Source organism: Rhizobium etli 8C-3, from assembly GCF_001908375.1.
GTDB classification, from domain to species: Bacteria; Pseudomonadota; Alphaproteobacteria; order Rhizobiales; family Rhizobiaceae; genus Rhizobium; species Rhizobium etli_B.
In genome coordinates, this window is the sequence record NZ_CP017244.1 from 1,746,227 (window position 1) to 1,763,288 (window position 17,062).

At 62.0% G+C, this 17,062-nt stretch carries 17 protein-coding genes; 10 read left to right on the top strand and 7 right to left on the bottom strand.

Annotated elements, in window-relative coordinates:
* Positions 1-18 precede the first annotated feature (18 nt).
* From AM571_RS33205 to AM571_RS38100, 3 genes are read right to left on the bottom strand one after another with little or no spacing between them, the layout of a single operon-like run.
* Positions 19-639: an exopolysaccharide biosynthesis protein gene (locus tag AM571_RS33205; protein ID WP_074065724.1), complete on the bottom strand. Its 621-nt coding sequence runs from the start codon at positions 637-639 to the stop codon at positions 19-21.
* 32 nt (positions 640-671) lie between these two features.
* Positions 672-974, bottom strand: coding sequence for a hypothetical protein (locus AM571_RS33210; RefSeq protein ID WP_074065165.1), 303 nt, complete (start codon positions 972-974; stop codon positions 672-674).
* Positions 975-1,026: 52 nt separating this feature from the next.
* Positions 1,027-1,158 (bottom strand): hypothetical protein, encoded by a 132-nt coding sequence (locus AM571_RS38100; protein ID WP_257788705.1) that lies wholly within the window; start codon positions 1,156-1,158, stop codon positions 1,027-1,029.
* Positions 1,159-1,562: 404 nt separating this feature from the next.
* On the opposite strand from AM571_RS38100, the gene AM571_RS33215 reads away from it, so the two are divergent.
* Both AM571_RS33215 and AM571_RS33220 read left to right on the top strand, forming a co-directional pair.
* Positions 1,563-2,237 (top strand): L,D-transpeptidase, encoded by a 675-nt coding sequence (locus AM571_RS33215; RefSeq protein ID WP_074065166.1) that lies wholly within the window; start codon positions 1,563-1,565, stop codon positions 2,235-2,237.
* A 14-nt stretch (positions 2,238-2,251) separates the two neighbouring features.
* Entirely contained in the window at positions 2,252-2,794 is a 543-nt protein-coding gene (locus tag AM571_RS33220; RefSeq protein ID WP_074065167.1) for an OmpA family protein, read from the top strand.
* A gap of 174 nt (positions 2,795-2,968) precedes the next feature.
* Here the strand turns inward: AM571_RS33220 and AM571_RS33225 are convergent, their stop codons facing one another.
* Positions 2,969-3,733 carry a response regulator transcription factor gene (locus tag AM571_RS33225; RefSeq protein ID WP_074065168.1) on the bottom strand — a complete coding sequence of 255 codons (765 nt, stop codon included), beginning with the start codon at positions 3,731-3,733 and terminating at the stop codon, positions 2,969-2,971.
* Between the two features lie 13 nt (positions 3,734-3,746).
* Positions 3,747-4,985: a GAF domain-containing sensor histidine kinase gene (locus AM571_RS33230; protein ID WP_074065169.1), complete on the bottom strand. Its 1,239-nt coding sequence runs from the start codon at positions 4,983-4,985 to the stop codon at positions 3,747-3,749.
* A 279-nt stretch (positions 4,986-5,264) separates the two neighbouring features.
* Here AM571_RS33230 and AM571_RS33235 point away from each other — a divergent pair, with 279 nt between their 5' ends.
* From AM571_RS33235 to AM571_RS33255, 5 genes are all read left to right on the top strand, one after another.
* Positions 5,265-6,281 (top strand): ABC transporter substrate-binding protein, encoded by a 1,017-nt coding sequence (locus AM571_RS33235; protein WP_074065170.1) that lies wholly within the window; start codon positions 5,265-5,267, stop codon positions 6,279-6,281.
* Positions 6,282-6,345: 64 nt separating this feature from the next.
* Positions 6,346-7,797: a sugar ABC transporter ATP-binding protein gene (locus AM571_RS33240; RefSeq protein ID WP_074065725.1), complete on the top strand. Its 1,452-nt coding sequence runs from the start codon at positions 6,346-6,348 to the stop codon at positions 7,795-7,797.
* A complete protein-coding gene (locus tag AM571_RS33245; RefSeq protein ID WP_074065171.1) occupies positions 7,794-8,741 on the top strand; it encodes an ABC transporter permease in 948 nt (315 codons plus the stop codon). Before AM571_RS33240 ends, AM571_RS33245 begins: the two co-directional genes overlap by 4 nt.
* On the top strand, positions 8,738-9,688 hold the full coding sequence (locus AM571_RS33250; RefSeq protein WP_074065172.1) for an ABC transporter permease: 951 nt from the start codon (positions 8,738-8,740) through the stop codon (positions 9,686-9,688). The genes AM571_RS33245 and AM571_RS33250 overlap by 4 nt, the downstream gene beginning before the upstream one ends.
* Before the next feature lie 14 nt (positions 9,689-9,702).
* On the top strand, positions 9,703-10,617 hold the full coding sequence (locus tag AM571_RS33255; RefSeq protein ID WP_074065173.1) for an SMP-30/gluconolactonase/LRE family protein: 915 nt from the start codon (positions 9,703-9,705) through the stop codon (positions 10,615-10,617).
* 275 nt (positions 10,618-10,892) lie between these two features.
* On the opposite strand, the gene AM571_RS33260 is transcribed toward AM571_RS33255, so the two are convergent.
* Together AM571_RS33260 and AM571_RS33265 are read right to left on the bottom strand one after the other, a co-directional pair.
* On the bottom strand, positions 10,893-12,341 hold the full coding sequence (locus AM571_RS33260) for an ATP-binding protein (protein ID WP_081377266.1): 1,449 nt from the start codon (positions 12,339-12,341) through the stop codon (positions 10,893-10,895).
* A complete protein-coding gene (locus AM571_RS33265; RefSeq protein ID WP_074065174.1) occupies positions 12,338-13,060 on the bottom strand; it encodes a response regulator in 723 nt (240 codons plus the stop codon). The genes AM571_RS33260 and AM571_RS33265 overlap by 4 nt, the downstream gene beginning before the upstream one ends.
* A gap of 386 nt (positions 13,061-13,446) precedes the next feature.
* On the opposite strand from AM571_RS33265, the gene AM571_RS33270 reads away from it, so the two are divergent.
* The 3 genes from AM571_RS33270 (at position 13,447) to AM571_RS33280 (ending at position 16,840) form a co-directional block, all read left to right on the top strand.
* Positions 13,447-13,812 carry a c-type cytochrome gene (locus AM571_RS33270; protein WP_074065727.1) on the top strand — a complete coding sequence of 122 codons (366 nt, stop codon included), beginning with the start codon at positions 13,447-13,449 and terminating at the stop codon, positions 13,810-13,812.
* 372 nt (positions 13,813-14,184) lie between these two features.
* Positions 14,185-14,655 carry a (2Fe-2S)-binding protein gene (locus AM571_RS33275; protein ID WP_074065175.1) on the top strand — a complete coding sequence of 157 codons (471 nt, stop codon included), beginning with the start codon at positions 14,185-14,187 and terminating at the stop codon, positions 14,653-14,655.
* Between the two features lie 10 nt (positions 14,656-14,665).
* Positions 14,666-16,840: a xanthine dehydrogenase family protein molybdopterin-binding subunit gene (locus tag AM571_RS33280; protein WP_074065176.1), complete on the top strand. Its 2,175-nt coding sequence runs from the start codon at positions 14,666-14,668 to the stop codon at positions 16,838-16,840.
* The last annotated feature ends 222 nt before the right edge of the window (positions 16,841-17,062 follow it).

The following is a 17,062-nucleotide window of genomic DNA, read 5'->3' on the forward strand; positions in this document are numbered from 1 at the left end:
GCGTCAAACTGTGCGTCTCTACGCTGCAAAGATCATTGACCCCATCAGGTTGAGCAAAACCGCGGTTATGGCGATCGTCGCCGAGGAGAGCAGAAGCCCAATCAGAGTGACGAGGCCGTCACCCTCCATCATGGCAACTGCCAGGACCACCAGCGACAACACCGGCAGCACGTTGCCAAAGGGGATCGGCAGGGCAATCACCACGGCGAGCAGGAAGATGGGGAGGCCGAGCAAGGCCTGCGCATGTCGCCCGGTCAGCACCGCCATCCGATCGGCGCGCACGATTTTCTCCACCCTTTCGATCATCGGAACCGAGTGACGGAAGATAAGATCAAGCGTCGCGAACGAAAGGTGACGGTTTCGGACGATGGCAGGCAACCACACCGTCCGGCGGCCCGCGCTGATCTGGAGCGAGACCAGAGCAAGCGTCGTGCCGAACACCATGCCGAACGGGCCGGGTATCGGCGTCAGGGCCGGGATTGCCAGAAACAGGACCGTGAAAGCAATGCCGGCCGGACCCATGCACTCCAAAGCCTCGCCAATGGAGAGGCCGCCTTTTGCCCGGGCGAGTTCCACCATCTCCCTCAGTTGCGCGCGGGCCACTCCGCGCGACTGTTTGTGCCCGTCTTGTTCGAACAACTTATTCAACCCATCTCAAACCGAACCGCCTGTTACGCATCCTCGCCGGCACCGCCAAGAACCCGCAGGAGGGCTGCACATTGCGGATCTTGATTATCGAGCAGCTCCGCCGGCCCAGTGCGGCCGATTGCAATGTTGACGACAGTAGCCGCAGCCCAGCCATAGTCGCCCGCGGCACGTTCGATCAACTGCGGGCTCTGGGACGCGAGGCAGGCCTGGGACTGACGAGCGATCTCCATGGGAAGCCGCGCGCGCTCGACTTGTTCCACTATCTGAGCCTGCAGCGGATCAACGACGAGCACGGCAAAAATCCAGCCGATAAAATCCGAAAACATATCTATTTCCTTCCTGTTCGGTAGCTGACAGTGTTCCTATGAGCAGTGCTGATCATGCACGCTGCTGCTGATCCTGTGTCTTGAGGGAGCTCCAGACCACCCCGGCGACGACGAGGGCGAAGAAGCTCGACCACATCGATAGCGGCGTTTCCAGCCACTCGAAAAACAACAAAGAAAGATTCAAAGATAATCCCCTATCGGCACGGGCTGTCGGAAAACGGTCCGACATCGCAAGAGTGCCGAGGCTCTCGCCAGAGGGGCCCGGACCAGCGGGTTAGCCCGCAGATGGGGATTGGCCTTTCGCTCGTCAAGGGCGGTCCGAACTCGCCCTCTCCATCGGAATGCGACGTCGGGCCGATCCGAAAATCTGGAACTGAAACTGCTTACCGAAGGTCCGAGCAGCTGCAAGGCGCAGGGATCGGGGGCAATAAGATGACCGCGAAAATCGGTTACAGGAGATTTTAAAGGGCCACGCGCAGCCCCAACTCGATCTCGGTCTTTTGGACAGGAGCGGAGTTTTCTGTTGTGGCCAATTCAAAATCTGATTTACTGGCACTTCGCTGTTTGGCTTTGAGGGGGATATTGCCGATGGTGTGGACCCGCAGGGACGTGTTACTGGGTGGTTTGGCTTTACTTGGCACCGGCGCGGTTCAGAAACCGACATTTGCGCAGGCGTCTTCCTATTTTGCCGGCACCGCCGTCGACAATGGCGTGGTGTTCCAAAGGACCAACTTCGCCAAGATCGACAGGCGGTGGCACCGCCAGGTCGTCAAGTATTTCAGCAGCGAGCCGATCGGCACCGTTGTTGTCGATACAAGGCATCATTTTCTCTACGTCATCATGGAGAACAAGACAGCCATCCGCTACGGCGTCGGCGTCGGCCGCGAGGGCTTCAAATGGTTTGGCCGCGCCACGATCGATCGGAAATCGCTTTGGCCGCGCTGGACGCCGCCGCCGGAGATGCGCAAGCGCCATCCAGAATTGCCCGAATTCGTGGCGGGAGGCTCACCGAAGAATCCACTCGGCCCCCGCGCCATGTATCTGCTTCGCGACGGCGTCGACACCGGTTATCGCTTCCACGGCACGTTGGAGCCGGGGAGCATCGGCAAGGATGCTTCCAGCGGCTGTATCCGCATGTTCAATGAAGACGCCATCGATCTTTACCAGCGTTGCCCGATCGGCACCGCTGTGCAGGTTCTGCCGCATATCGCCGACCAGGCTGAAAACGCCGCTCAGGTTGGCAAGATAGCCCCGGTCCAATAAGGAATATCATCCAGATGTATACTATGCTCGGATACACGAGGAGCGTTGTGGCCGCGGCCATGCTGGTGGCGCTCGCCGCCTGCACCACCAGCGAAGTTGCCTCCCTGGAAGAACCTGCCGCGGCGCCGATGACCGGCCAGACCAACGATCCCGCGCCAGGTTTCGAGAACATCGCGGCTGGCAGCGAAGAGGATTTTATCCTCAACGCCGGCCGACGGATCTACTTCAGCCAGGACTCTGCCACGCTCGATTCCGTCGCCATGGCGACGTTGGATAACCAGGCCGTTTGGCTGAACAGGAATCCGAATTGGCTGGTCAAGCTGCAGGGATTTGCCGACGATTCCGGCTCCCCGTCCAAGATGGTGGCGCTGTCGCAGAAGCGCGCCGAGGCGGCAATGGCCTATCTCGCCTCGAAGGGCGTGGACGCCAGGCGCATGTGGGCAAAGGGCTACGGCAACGACCGCGAAGTCCGCGATTGCGCCGAGCGCTCGTGCAAGGTGCAGAACCGGCGCGTCGTCTCCAATCTGCGTGTCCAGCGAGATGATGAAGGCGCTTGAGACCGGACCGGGCGTTTCGGCTTCCCAGCTGCTGTGATCGCAAAAGAGTGAGCAGCCGTGCCTGCCGTTGTGGATGGGCGCTCGTCCGGCGGACCGGAGCGGCGATCGCTTGGAATTCTTCTCGAAACGCAAATGGCCGTAACGGCAAAGAACACATCGATAGCTGCGGCAAGTTCAGGTTCGAGCCCGCCGGGGATGCCCTTCGCGCGGGCTTTCATGGAATCCATCAAGCCACTCCTGCAACTCTGCCTCAGCCCGCTCCAGAGCGCTGTAGTTCAGGAGTTTGCGCAGGAAAGCGACCGCAACGGCGCGGGCGCGGAGATTGAAGCGGCCGTCTTCGTGGTCGTCGCCGTTGGTCTGGTAGACGTCGAGCTTGTCGTAGAGCTGCTGCAAGCGGTTCTGGACGCTTCGCAACGAGAGGCCCCGACGCCTGGCGATGGCCCGGTCCGTGAGGCCCAGCGCGATGTCGACCAGGATCTCGTATTCGGAATCGGTAAAGCCGTTTGTCTGGCCGAGGCTCTTCTGCTGCAGGCCCCGCACCTCGCGGTCAATGACGCACTGGCTCTCGATGAAGATCGAGCGTAGCGCAAGCTTCAGTCGCTCGTCGGAGGCGGATTTGAGCACATAGCCATAGGCGGCACCGTCCGGCACGATGCGGGAAACGCCGCGCACATAGGCCTCGTCCGAGTAATTCGACCAGAACAGGATGCGGGTCTCCGGCCGCTCCTTCCAGATCGTGCGCGCCGCCTCGATGCCGTTGCGGCTCGCCATCTGCAGGTCCATGACGATATGCGCGGATTTGTGATCGCGGGCGAGCTTTTCGCCGACGGTTCCGTTTTCCGCCTCGATAACTGTGTCGCATTCCGGCAGGGCGGCGTTGACCGCCTCGTGCAGATAGGACCGATGCAACGGGTCGTCCTCGACGATCAGAACCTTCATCGTAGCCTCTTCCTCAGTTTGACCCGCTCGCAGGCTCGTGCGGCACGAGCGGCAGCACGACGCGCACCACAGTGCCGCGGTTGTTGTGGCCAGGCCCGGTGGTGAAGCGCGCCGAGATGAGCCGCGCACGGGTCTTCATGTTGTCTATGCCTCCGCCGATCCGTCCCCGCGTCTTGGCGAGCCCGGTCCCGTCGTCGGAGATCTCGATCGACAGCCGGTCGTCGTCAGCCTCGAGCCGAACCATGACGGCCAGCGGGGCGGCATGGCGCACCGCATTGTTGATCGCCTCCTGCGCGATACGGAACAGCGCGACACTGACACTCGGTTCCAGTCGCTCCAGTGCGCCATGCGTCTCGTCGGCGAGCCCCCATTCGATGCCCGATCCCGTGTCGCGGGTCGATCGGTCCAGATGATGCTCGATCGCTTGGGCGAGGCCGAAGAGTTGGAGCACGGAGGGTTTTGCCTGCTCGATGATCTGGCGCAGGTCCTGCATGCAATGCTGGAGCGAACGGGAAATGGGCTCCAGCGCCTCTGGCGCCATCTCGGCGTTGGCCGACAGCCGATCGATCCGGCGGGCGAGCCGCGTCAGGTCAGCCAGCGTCTGGTCGTGCAGGTCCATGCCGATCCGCTGGCGCTCCTGCTCCAGCGCTTCGGTCAATTTCAGCGCGCCTTGTCGCAACCCCTCCTCGCGCGCACGCGCCTCCGCCTCCACGATGGCCGAGCGCTGCGCCTGCTCGGCCGCCTGCAGGGCGAAAAAATAGGGCGTCAGCAGATCTGCGATGATGCGGGCGCGTTCGATATCCTCCATCGTATAGACGTCCGGCTTTTGCGACGAGCAGGAAAGCGCTGCGATGATCGTACCCTGCACCTTCATCGGTACATGCAAGCGGCTCCTCAGCGACTGTTCCACGATCGGCCGCTTGAATGCGCCCTCGAAGTGGAAACGCGGGTCCGTCATAGCATCGTTCGCCAGAAGAAAGTCCACCTCGCCCCAGAGCAGCGAGCGGATGGGGCTGTTGACCACCGGCGCGCCGGCAAGGTCGCCCCAGGCGGTCTCGATCCCTGTCTCGTAGGCCGTGTGGTAGTTGCCGCCCTCAAGCAGCACACAGACATCGAGATGATCGTGCGGGATGATGTGGGCAACCTCGGCGGCGACCGAACGGATGGCCGAGCGGAAGTCGAGCTGGCCCGCCAGCAGCCGGGAAATGCCGAGATAGTGGTCGAACATGGCTGCGGGTGCCAGATGCAGCATCGTCAGTTCCTCCCCGAGACGGCAGCAGGCTCCTCAACCTGCCGCGATCGCTTCGCAGTAAGCGCCCGCGGAAGCGCCGCCGTCTTGCGTAAACCCGCAGCTTGTTGCGCAAAACCCGCAAACGACTTGCCGCCTTGCCCCTATACAGGCCGGTCGATCTCCCGCATCCTGCCCTTACTGAGAGGAGGATGCTCAGTGCAAGAACAATTTTCACTCGAACCCATTTTGGGCAGGCAGTGAAGCGATCCGCTAATCGGCGTGATCATGAGGGAGAGAGATATGAAAATCCGCAAGATGCTTCTGGTATCGGCCGCAATAGCTTGCGCCGCGCTGCCCGTTTCCGCCTTTGCCGAGACGTCGGCAAAGAAGATCGCCCTGTCCAACAATTATGCCGGCAACTCCTGGCGCCAGGCCATGCTGACAAGCTGGGGAAAGGTAACGGGCGAAGCCGTGAAGACTGGCGTCGTTGCCGCAGCCGACGCGTTCACCACCGCCGAGAACCAGGCGACGGAACAGGCCGCGCAGATCCAGAACATGATCCTGCAAGGCTATGACGCGATCGTGCTGAATGCCGCCTCGCCGACGGCGCTGAACGGCGCGGTCAAGGAAGCCTGCGACGCCGGCATCACCGTGGTTTCCTTCGACGGCATCGTGACCGAACCCTGCGCCTGGCGCATCGCCGTCGACTTCAAGGAAATGGGCCGCAGCCAGGTGGAGTATTTGTCGAAGAAACTCCCGGCCGGCGGCAACTTGCTTGAGATCCGCGGCCTTGCCGGTGTCTTCGTCGACGACGAGATCTCGGCTGGCATCCACGAGGGCGTCAAGCAGTTTCCGCAATTCAAGATCGTCGGCTCCGTTCACGGGGACTGGGCGCAGGACGTGGCGCAGAAGGCTGTTGCCGGCATTCTGCCAAGCCTGCCCGACATCGTCGGCGTGGTGACGCAGGGTGGAGACGGTTATGGCGCGGCACAGGCGATTGCCGCGACCGACCGGAAAATGCCGATCATTGTGATGGGCAACCGCGAGGACGAACTGAAGTGGTGGAAGCAGCAGAAGGACGCGAAGGGCTACGAGACCATGTCCGTGTCCATTGCGCCGGGCGTCTCCACGCTGGCCTTCTGGGTCGCCCAGCAGATCCTCGATGGCAAGGAGGTCAAGAAGGACCTCGTCGTGCCCTTCCTGCGCATCGACCAGGACAATCTCGAGACGAACCTTGCCAATACGCAGGCCGGCGGCGTTGCCAACGTCGAGTACACGCAGGAAGATGCCGTCAAGGTCATCGAGTCGGCGAAGTAATTTTTTCCGGCCAAGGCCGCGAATGGCTGCGTGGCATCCTTTGCGAGCAGATGTGGCGGGCAGCATGAATGACGTTTTGAAGGCCGTGATCGCGGTCGATGGCGCCAAGGTCAGCTTCGGCGCGGTCAGGGCACTCGACGGCGTGACGCTCCATGTCATGCCGGGCGAATGCGTCGGGCTCGTCGGACACAATGGAGCCGGCAAGTCGACGATCGTCAGCGTGATCAACGGCGGGCTCACCCCGCACGAAGGAAGCGTCGCGAGCGACGGCGAGCGGCTGGAACGCTATGGCATCAACGTCGCACGTGCCCGCGGTGTGCGCTGCGTCTTCCAGGAACTTTCGCTCTGCCCTAACCTCTCCATCGTCGAGAATGCGCGCATCATGCATCGCGATCTCGGTGGCTTTGGCTGGCGCAAGCGCGCCGCACAGATCATTGGCAAGAGCCTCGACACTGTCTTTCCCGGCCATGGCATCGACAGCACTCGGACCGTGGGAGATCTTTCGATTGCCGAGCGGCAGATGGTCGAGATCGCCATGGCCTTTTCCGACGCCGGCGTTCCGCCGCGGCTGGTGATCCTCGACGAACCGACCTCGTCGCTCGATGCAAGCCTTGCTCGCCAGATGCTCGACCATGTCCGCCGCTTCGTTGGCGCGGGTGGGTCCGTCATCTTCATTTCTCATATCCTGCACGAGATCCTCGAAACCTCCGACCGCATCGTCGTCATGAAGGATGGCCGCGTTGTCGCCGAACGCCCCGCGCACGACTTCGACCATCATGGCGTCGTGGAAGCCATGGGCACCGTTGCGAAAGACGAGACAGGGCAGCGCTCGGCGCGCGAACAGTCCACCGCTCCGCTCGTCCTGTCCCATCAGGCAGCAGGTCTTTCCTTCATGGCGCGCAAGGGTGAGATCATTGGACTGGCGGGTCTGGCAGGCCACGGGCAGACCGAGCTCCTGCTCGCCCTGCATGCCTCCCAGGCCGGCAACTGGCTGCCTGAGCGTGATCCACTCGTCACCTTCGTCGCCGGCGACCGCCGCCTCAACGGCGTCTTCGAGCTGTGGAGCATCCTGCGCAACTTCTCCATCGCCTCGCTCGGCGACCTGTCCCGGCGCGGCCTCATCCTCCCAGGCAAAGAGGCGACGAAAGGCGCCGACTGGAAGCGGCGGATCGAGATCCGTACCCCCGATATGGACAACCGCATCCTGTCGCTTTCAGGCGGCAATCAGCAGAAGGTCCTCTTTGCGCGCGCGCTTGCGACGCGTGCTCCGATTGTCCTGATGGACGATCCGATGCGCGGCGTCGACATCGGAACCAAGCAGGAAGTCTACGCGATCATTCGCGAGGAAGCCGCGCACGGCCGGACTTTCATCTGGTATTCGACGGAGATGGACGAGGTCAGCCTCTGCGACCGCGTCTACGTCTTCCGCGAGGGTCGTATCGCGGCCGAACTCGCCGGCGACGCCGTCAACGAGACGAACATCATCGCCGCCTCCTTCGAGGGTGTCGCCGCATGACGTTCCGGCTCTCGTCCGACGCCATGCGTCTTGCCATTCCCGCCCTGTCGCTGACGCTGCTGCTCGCGGCTGTCTTCTGGCTGCAACCGCGCGCCATGAGCTATGTCGGGCTCAATCTACTGTTCAACCTTGCCGTACCCATCGCGCTTGCGACGATCGCCCAGATGCTCGTGATGGCCGTGAATGACCTCGATCTCTCGATGGGCACCTTTGTCAGCTTCATCGCCTGCGTAACCGCGACCTTTCTGCGGGACGCCCCCGTGACCGGCGTTCTGATCCTCGCCGGGGCGATCGTCACCTATGCGGCGCTCGGCATCGTCATCCATCTGCGCAACCTGCCGTCCATTGTCGTGACTCTCGGCATGAGCTTCGTCTGGGGTGGCCTTGCCGTACTGCTGTTGCCGTCACCGGGCGGGCAGGCGCCGGACTGGGTGCGTTGGCTGATGACTGTCAAGCCCCCGTTGGCGCCGATGGCTATCGTCGCCAGTATCGTCATCGCTGCCGTCGCCCATCTCGTCATCATGCGGTCCTCGCTCGGCGTGCTGATCCGCGGCATCGGCGGCAACCAGCGCTCTGTCGAGCGCGCCGGCTGGTCGATTGTCCGGGCGCGCGCCACCGCCTATGGCCTTGCCGGCTTCTTCGCGGTTCTCGCTGGCATCGCCCTCGTCGGCCTGACCACCGCAGCCGATGCTAACATCGCGCTGCGCTACACGCTGCTTTCGATCGCCGGCGTGATCCTCGGCGGCGGCGAGTTTATCGGCGGCCGCGTCTCTCCTATCGGCGCCGTGATCGGCGCGCTGACGCTGACGCTCGCCGGCTCGTTCCTTTCGTTCCTACGCATCTCGCCGGACTGGCAGATCGGGGCTCAGGGCGCGATCCTGATCATCGTGCTCGCGCTTCGCCTGATGCTCAACCGTCTCGAAAAGCGGGAGAGGCGCCGATGATCCTGCTCCTGCGGCCCTTCAGCAAACCCTGGATATGGTCATGGCTTGCCGCCTTTATCGTGTGGTTCTTGACAATCATGGTAACGCTTGGTGCCAGCACGCTCGGCCTGTCGCAAGCCGCGCTCACCTTCGCGGCCTTCTCGGTCATCGTCGGGATCGGCCAGATGTTCGTCATCACGCTCGGTCCCGGCAACATCGATCTCTCGGTTCCGGCCACCATGACGCTTGCCGGTACGGTAGCGCTGAAACTCATGAATGTCGAAAACGGCATGATCCTGCCCGGCTTTCTTGTCGTCATCTTGATCGGCCTTGTCGTCGGCCTGTGCAATTACGCGCTCATCAAGGCGCTGCGCATTCCGCCGATCATCGCGACTCTATCCATAAGCTTCATCGTGCAGTCCGCCGCAATCTGGACGAACCGGGGATTGCGCATCAAGCCTCCAAGCATGCTTGCCGAGTTCACCACGTCGAACACGCTCGGCGCGCCGAACGTGGCGATCGTCGCATTCCTCATCTCGATCCTTGCCTGGTTCCTGCTCGAGAAGACGATCTACGGGCGCTGGATCTCGGCGATCGGCCAGAGCATGCCGGCCGCGCGCATGGCGGGGATACCGGTCGACGGCACCCGCTTCGTCACCTACCTTTTCTGCGCCGTGCTCGCATCGGTCGCAGGTTTTCTGCTCGCCTGCTTCTCCGGCGGCGCAGCGCTCAACATGGGTTCGGAATATCTCCTGATGTCGATCGCCGTCGTCGTCATCGGCGGCACGGCGGTCGCCGGCGGAGATTCCAACGTGCCAGGCATCTGGGGCGCATCGCTTTTCATGTTCCTGGTCGTTTCCATGCTCAACACTTACGGGCTCGGCGCGGGCATCCGCCTCATCATGACCGGCCTCATCATCATCAGCGTCATCATGCTCGCCGGCGGTCGCCGGTCCGGCATGCGATAAACGGAAAGAGCTCCATGGTCGAGGCCGACATCTATGAAATCCACGACGCGCGCTTCCGGCAGATGATCGTGACGAGCGCCCGTCTCGACGAACTCTATTCCGGCTGCCGCTGGGCTGAGGGTCCCGTCTGGTTCAACGACGCGAACCAGCTTCTGTGGAGCGACATTCCCAACCAGCGCATGATGCGATGGACACCCGAGGGCGGCGTCTCCGTCTACCGGCAACCGTCCAACTTCACCAACGGCCATACGCGCGACAGGCAGGGAAGGCTCATCTCCTGTGAACACGGTATGCGTCGTCTCACGCGCACCGAGGTCGACGGCTCGATCACGGTGCTCGCCGACCGTTTCGGGGGCGCGCGGCTCAATTCTCCGAACGACGTGGTGGTGAAGTCCGACGGCACGGTCTGGTTCACCGATCCCACCTACGGCATCATGTCGGACTACGAAGGCTATCGCGCCGAGCCGGAACAACCGACCCGCAACGTCTACCGGCTCGACCCGACGACCGGCGAGCTTGCGGCGGTCGTCACCGATTTCATCCAGCCAAACGGCCTTGCCTTCTCGCCCAACGAGACAACGCTCTACGTGGCGGATTCGGCAGCAAGCCATGACGAAAGCCAGCCGCGTCACATCCGCGCTTTCGATGTGGTCGATGGCAGTCTGCTCGCCAACGGCCGTGTCTTTTGCCTCATCGACAACGGCATTCCAGACGGCATCCGCACAGACGTGAACGGGAACCTCTGGTCGAGTGCCGGTGATGGCGTGCATTGCTTCGATCCGACGGGCAAGCTGATCGGCAAGATCCGCGTGCCGCAAACCGTCGCGAACCTCACCTTCGGCGGGCCCAAACGCAACCGGCTGTTCATCGCGGCAACCCGCTCGCTCTATGCAATTTACGTCGCTGTGACCGGTTCTCAGCTGCCTTAAAGACACGGTCATTTCCGACGACGATGGCCCGGAAAGTTGTAATGGGGGACGGTTGAGGCACAGCTTGTCGCAACCGTGCGAGAGCGGCTTGACCTGCGAGCAGGCGATATCAACGCTTAAACTGATCTCGGAAAGTGCATGCTTTCAGGGCAAGGACGAGAAGCAGATCAGCGAGCTAGAAGACGACGCGGGCCGGCGGCCAGCAACACCTCAACATCAGATGCAGTGTTTGGCCGGCCAAGACTTCGGCAGCAACTTTTACCTCACCATCGGCCTCAACCAGACATCACCTTGGGCAGAGACACCGACGCCCGCAGCCCCGGCAACTTCTGCGCCGGCCGATTCTTAGAAAGAACGATATCTCCGCCGTGATGGCGGACGATGGCTCGGGCGATCGAAAGCCCCAGGCCGACGCCGCCAGTCTCGCGGCTGCGCGACTGCTCGAGGCGAAAGAACGGCGCGAACACCTGTTCGGTTGCGTTTTCGGGAATGCCGGGACCGTCGTCCTCGACGACAATGTCGATCGTCGTCGGCGTGTGAAAGAGATGGACCCTGGCCTGGCCACCGTAACGCACCGCGTTTTCGACCAGGTTGCGGATGGCGCGGCGCAGGCCTTCGGGGCGGCATCGATAGTTGATCTTCGCGCCCTCGGAAAATTCGACGCTCTGCCCGAGCTCCGCAAGGTCGTCGCAAAGGCTGCCGACAAGGGCGTTGAGCTCGATCGTCCTGGTTTCCTCGACGGTCGCCTCCCCCCGTGCAAAGGCAAGTGTCGCCTCGGTCATCGTCTGGATTTCGTCGATCGTCGCCAGCATCCGTTGCTGTACGTCGGGATCCGAAACGAATTCGGCGCGCAGACGCAAGGATGTGAGCGGCGTACGCAGGTCATGGCTGATCGCCGCAAGCATGCGCATCCGATCCTCAACGAAGCGGTGCAGCCGCGACTGCATCCGATTGAACGCTTCTGCTGTCTGGCGGATGTCGTCAGGCCCGGATTCGGGCAGCTTCTCCACCGTCTCGCCCCGCCCAAGAGCCTCGGCGGCCGAAGCAAGACCCCGCAGCGGCCGGGTAATGCGATTGGCAGTGAAGACACCGATGATCGAAAGAACGATCGCCGTTATGCCGAGCGAGAATAGCGATTGCGTGTTCCAGAGCGTGCTCGGCATCACTTTGTGATAAGCGGAATTCAACCAGCTGCCGTCGCTGAGCCGTACGGCAAGCCCCATTCCGTTCGTTTGATCGAAATAGAGGAACTTGGCCGCATGCGGCAGGGACCATGGTCCAGACGCCAGGGTGGTCCAGTCATCGGAAGCGTTTGCAGCCGCAAAGAGGCCCCGTTCATAGCCGAGCTTCGCCGGCAGGTGCCTCGACTGCGTCTGCGAGTTCCGTCGCGAGTCGGGCAAGTTCGGCAATGGTTCTGCAAGCTGTGCTACTGCCACCGTGCGCCAATGGTCCGCATCGGCCGGATCGCCGGCGGAGATCCAGAAGCGCGAGTAGCCTGTTCCACTGGCAAGCAGGACGTCCTGGCGAAGAGGAACAGGCAGGGATTCGAGCAGCCTTGCAAGCGATGCGGTGCGGCTGAAGAACTCGCCCTTGGCAGCCGCCCGCAGAGCCTTGTCGCGCTCGTCCCATGAGATCAGGAATGCAAGGGCTTGCGATATGACGAGCGCAAGCAGCAAGAAGCCGATGAACTGCGCAGCAAGACTCCTTTTCCACCATCGCATCATCGGGATGCCACCTCCGCAGAAAAGCTGTAACCGCCACCCCAATGGGTCTTGATGATGGCGGGATTTTTCGGGTCGAACTCTATCTTCTTGCGCAAGCGGCTAACCTGGTTGTCGATGCTGCGATCGAAGAAATCGGCGGTACGGCCGACGGTCAGATCGAGAAGTTGGTCACGGCTGAGGACGAGACCCGGATGTTCCAGGAAGGCCTTGAGCAGGCGAAACTCCGCAGTGCTGAGTGCGATGCCGACGCCGTCTTCGCCGATGAGCTCCCGGCGACCGACATCCAGCCGCCATTGATCGAAGGTCACGGTTTTCGCCTTGATCGTCTCGCGCTGCTGCGGCGGCAGGCTGTTGACCCTGCGCAGCACGGCCCTGATGCGCGCCAGAAGCTCCCGCGGGTTGAAGGGCTTGGTGAGATAGTCGTCGGCGCCGAGCTCCAGCCCGATGATGCGGTCGGTGTCGTCCGCCATCGCAGTTAAGAATATGATCGGTATCTCCAGTGTGCCACGCAGCTGGCGACAGACGGACAGACCATCCTCGCCCGGCATCATAATATCGAGAACGATCAGGTCCGGGGCGCCGCGTTCGACGATGCGCCGCAGCGCCGCGCCGCTTTCGGCGACGCTGACGTGATAGCCCTGCTGGGAAAGATACTTGCCGACAAGGTCGCGGATGTCCCGGTGATCGTCTACGACGACGATATGGGGTGCCGACTGCATGGAGCGCCTCGCGCATGGAGAGAAGACATGAACCGCAATATAAAATGACGGAGAAACCCCGGCATCTCCAAAAGTGTATCAAAGTTTGTCAAAACCGGCGATCCGGTTACCTGGGGAAATGCCGGTCCTTCCGAGGAATAGCCTGAACTGGCGCATGAGTTCTTCGATCCCGCCTCAAGCGCGCATGCAAGCATGTCCAGTCGGCTTGAGACATTTCGCGACAATTCTCCTGCCCCTCTGGCACATCTCTGCGACAAACCGCCCCTAGCCTGCAAGTGTCTAAAAAATCTGCAGCGAAGCAGCCCGTTCATCTGCATCCAAGCAGTCTCGACGATGCAAGAGGCAATGACGTGAGGATTTCAATGAAACCAATCTGTCTCGGCTCAATGCTGGTGTTCTCGCTGTCGCTCGCCGCTGCCGGCAATGGACTGGCGCAGGAGGCGGTCGATCCGGAGGGAGAAAGACTATTCCGCTCCCGCTGCGGCACCTGTCACAGTGTCAACAACGGCGAAAACCGGATGGGGCCGCATCTTTCCGGCCTTCTCGGCCGGCTGGCGGGAACGATCCAAGGCGCACGCTATTCGAAGGCGCTCGGTGGGTCCGACTTCGTCTGGGACGAGGAGAGGCTGCAAGCCTTTCTGGCCAATCCGCGACAGGTTGTTCCCGGCACGACGATGACCGTCAGTGTTCGTGACGAGGAGCAGCGATCGGCGATCATTGCCTATCTGAGGAGCCTTTCCGCCGCCAACTAGGCGCATGTGCCGGGCGGGGAAAAGACGGAGCGGAAGCTCCGGTAGCAGCCCGAGATGGGTCCTCCCGTTCTCAGGCAATTCAAACTTCAACCAGAAGCGAGGCATCCATGAAGAGTTTTCTCATCGCATTCGCAGCCGGCGTCGGTCTTCTTGCGGCGGCAGGCACTTCCCTGGCTCAAGGATCCGGTTGCACACGGCTCCAGTCCGCGAGCTCGCAATCGCAGCCGGTTCCTCCGGCCGACCAGTCCAGATCGGACGCGCAGCGCAACGCCGGCTGACCAGGTAACCACCGGTGCATCCTGATCAAGCATGCGATGGCGGACAAAACCGCCATCGCATCTGGGACTTTCTTTCAAGAGATTGGAGCATGTCATGGTGCAACTCACCATCAACGGCGTCACCCGCGATATCGACGTGGATCCGGAGACGCCTCTTTTATGGGCCTTGCGAGAACAGGCCGGCCTGACCGGCACGAAGTTCGGTTGTGGCATTGCGCAGTGCGGCGCATGCACAGTGCATATCGACGGCGTCGCCACGCGCTCCTGCGCTATGCCGGTCAGCGCTATCGATGCAAACCAGGAGATCGTCACGATCGAAGGGCTTTCGGCCGATGGCTCCCATCCGGTCCAGCAGGCATGGCTTTCGCTCGACGTGCCGCAATGCGGATACTGTCAGGCTGGCATGATCATGGCGGCCACCGCCTTGCTGAACACGACCCCGGATCCGTCGGATGACGATATCAACGCCGAAATCACCAATATCTGCCGCTGCGGCACCTATAACCGGGTGCGGGCTGCGATCAAGCTCGCCGCTGCAAACAGCAGTGCCGCGCAGAAAGGCTGAGGGTAGAACGATGAATGTGGTCACGCTATCACGTCGCAAGTTTCTCATCGGTACGGCAGCTGCGGCCGGCGGATTTTCGCTGGGCTTTCAGATTCCGCTGTCTGCAAATGCCGAGCAGGCGGCATTGGATATACTGCCGGAAGTCAACGCCTGGGTTCTGATCCATCCGGACGACACCGTCGTCGTCCGGATCGCACGCTCGGAAATGGGGCAAGGCACGCTTACGGGGCTGGCACAGCTCGTCGTGGAAGAGCTCGAATGCGACTGGTCCAAGGTCACCACCGAGTATCCGACGCCCGGGGAGAGCCTTCGACGCGAGCGCGTCTGGGGCAGTTTCTCGACCGGGGGCAGCCAGGGGATTCGCGGTTCGCACGAATATGTCAGGCAGGGCGGAGCCGCCGCACGCGAAATGCTCATTGCAGCCGCGGCCAGTACCTGGAATGTCCCGCGTTCCGAATGCTCGGTTCAAAACGGCATCATCACCCATCCCGCTTCCGGACGGACGACGTCTTATGGCGCCGTGGCGGCGCTTGCCACACAGATGCCGGTTCCAAGCACTCTCGCGCTCAAAGACCCGAAGGACTGGAAGATCGCCGGCAAGCCGCTTCCGCGGCTCGATACCGCCGACAAGCTCACCGGAAGGCAGATCTACGGCGCCGATGTGCAACTGGCCGGAATGTTGAACGCCGCGGTGAAGGCCTGCCCTGTGTTCGGTGGCAAGCTTGCAAGCTTCGATGCCGCAGCCGTCACGGCGAGGCCGGGCGTGCGCAAGGTCGTGCAGATCGATGAGGCAACCGTGGCGGTGGTTGCCGACACGTGGTGGCAGGCGCAATCGGCGCTCACCGCGTTGCCGGTCGTCTGGAACGATGGTCCAAACACTGCCGTCACCACCGCCTCGATCGCCGCAATGCTCGCCGAAGGCCTTGATGCTGACGATGCCTTCGTCGGCACGTCGATCGGCGATGCGCCTGCAGCACTTGAGAAAGCAGCACGGGTCGTCACGGCAACCTATTCCTTCCCCTATCAGGCCCACGCCACGATGGAGCCGATGAACGCGACGGCGCGATATACGCCAGACAAATGCGAGGTGTGGGTGCCGACCCAAAACGGCGAAAGCAGCCTTGTCAACGTGGCTGATGCCTCCGGCCTGCCGATCGGACAATGCGAGGTCTACAAGCTGCATCTCGGCGGCGGCTTCGGCCGGCGCGGCGCTAACGAATCCTACGTGCGCCAGGCGGTCATGCTCGCCAAGGAGTTTCCGGGCACACCGGTCAAGCTGATCTGGTCGCGCGAGGAGGACATGCTGCACGGCTCCTATCACCCTACAACGCAGTGCAGGATGCGGGCCGCACTTGATGCCGACGGCAACCTGACGGCGCTTCACATGCGCATCAGCGGTCAGTCTATCCTCTCCTCGCTCCGTCCCCAGGCGTTTCGTGAGAACGGTCACGATCCAATCGTGTTCCAGGGGCTGAACGACAGTGGCAGCGAAGGTGTCTTCGGCTACACGGTCGAAAATCTCCTCATCGACCATGCGATGCGAAATCCTCCAATACCCCCCGGCTTTTGGCGTGGCGTGAACCTCAACCAAAATGCCTTCTACGTAGAGAGCTTCTTGGACGAGCTTGCCCATGCGGCCGGGATCGATCCCCTCGATTTCCGCCGAAAGCTGATGGCCAACCATCCGAAGCATCTGGCGGTTCTGGAAGCCGTGGCCGATCGCATCGGCTGGGAAAGGCCGGCGCCGCAAGGCGTTTACCGTGGCCTGGCGCAGATCATGGGTTTTGCCAGCTATGTCGCCGCTGCAGCCGAGATCTCCATCACCGACGGACAGTTGAAGATCCACCGCATCGTCGCCGCGACGGATCCCGGTCATATCGTCAATCCCGCCCAGGCCGAACGTCAGGTCGAAGGGTCCTTCGTCTACGGTCTCTCCGCCTGCCTGTATGGCGAATGCACCATCAAAGGCGGCCGCGTCGAACAGGAGAATTTCGACACCTATGAGGTGATGCGAATGGATCAGATGCCGGCGGTCGAGACAATCATCATGCCCTCCGGCGGCTTTTGGGGCGGTGTTGGCGAGCCGACCATCGCCGTCGCCGGGCCGGCCGTCCTGAACGCCGTCTTCGCCGCTACCGGCAAGCGGATCCGGCAACTGCCGTTCAAGAACAACAGCCCTTCATGAACAAGCCGTGATTCAGCCTTCAAAGGCCAAAAAATGGTTCCGCAGCCAATAGCTGAAGACCAACTTTGCGGAACCTATCGTCTAGAAATCCACCAAGCGAGTTTGTCATGCACGACGACGAAAGAGATCAACAACCGAACTATCTGGAAGAGCATCTGGAGCGCCGTCGCCATGCAATATCTGATCATGTCGTCGGCCTTGCACTTTTCGCATTCTCCATTC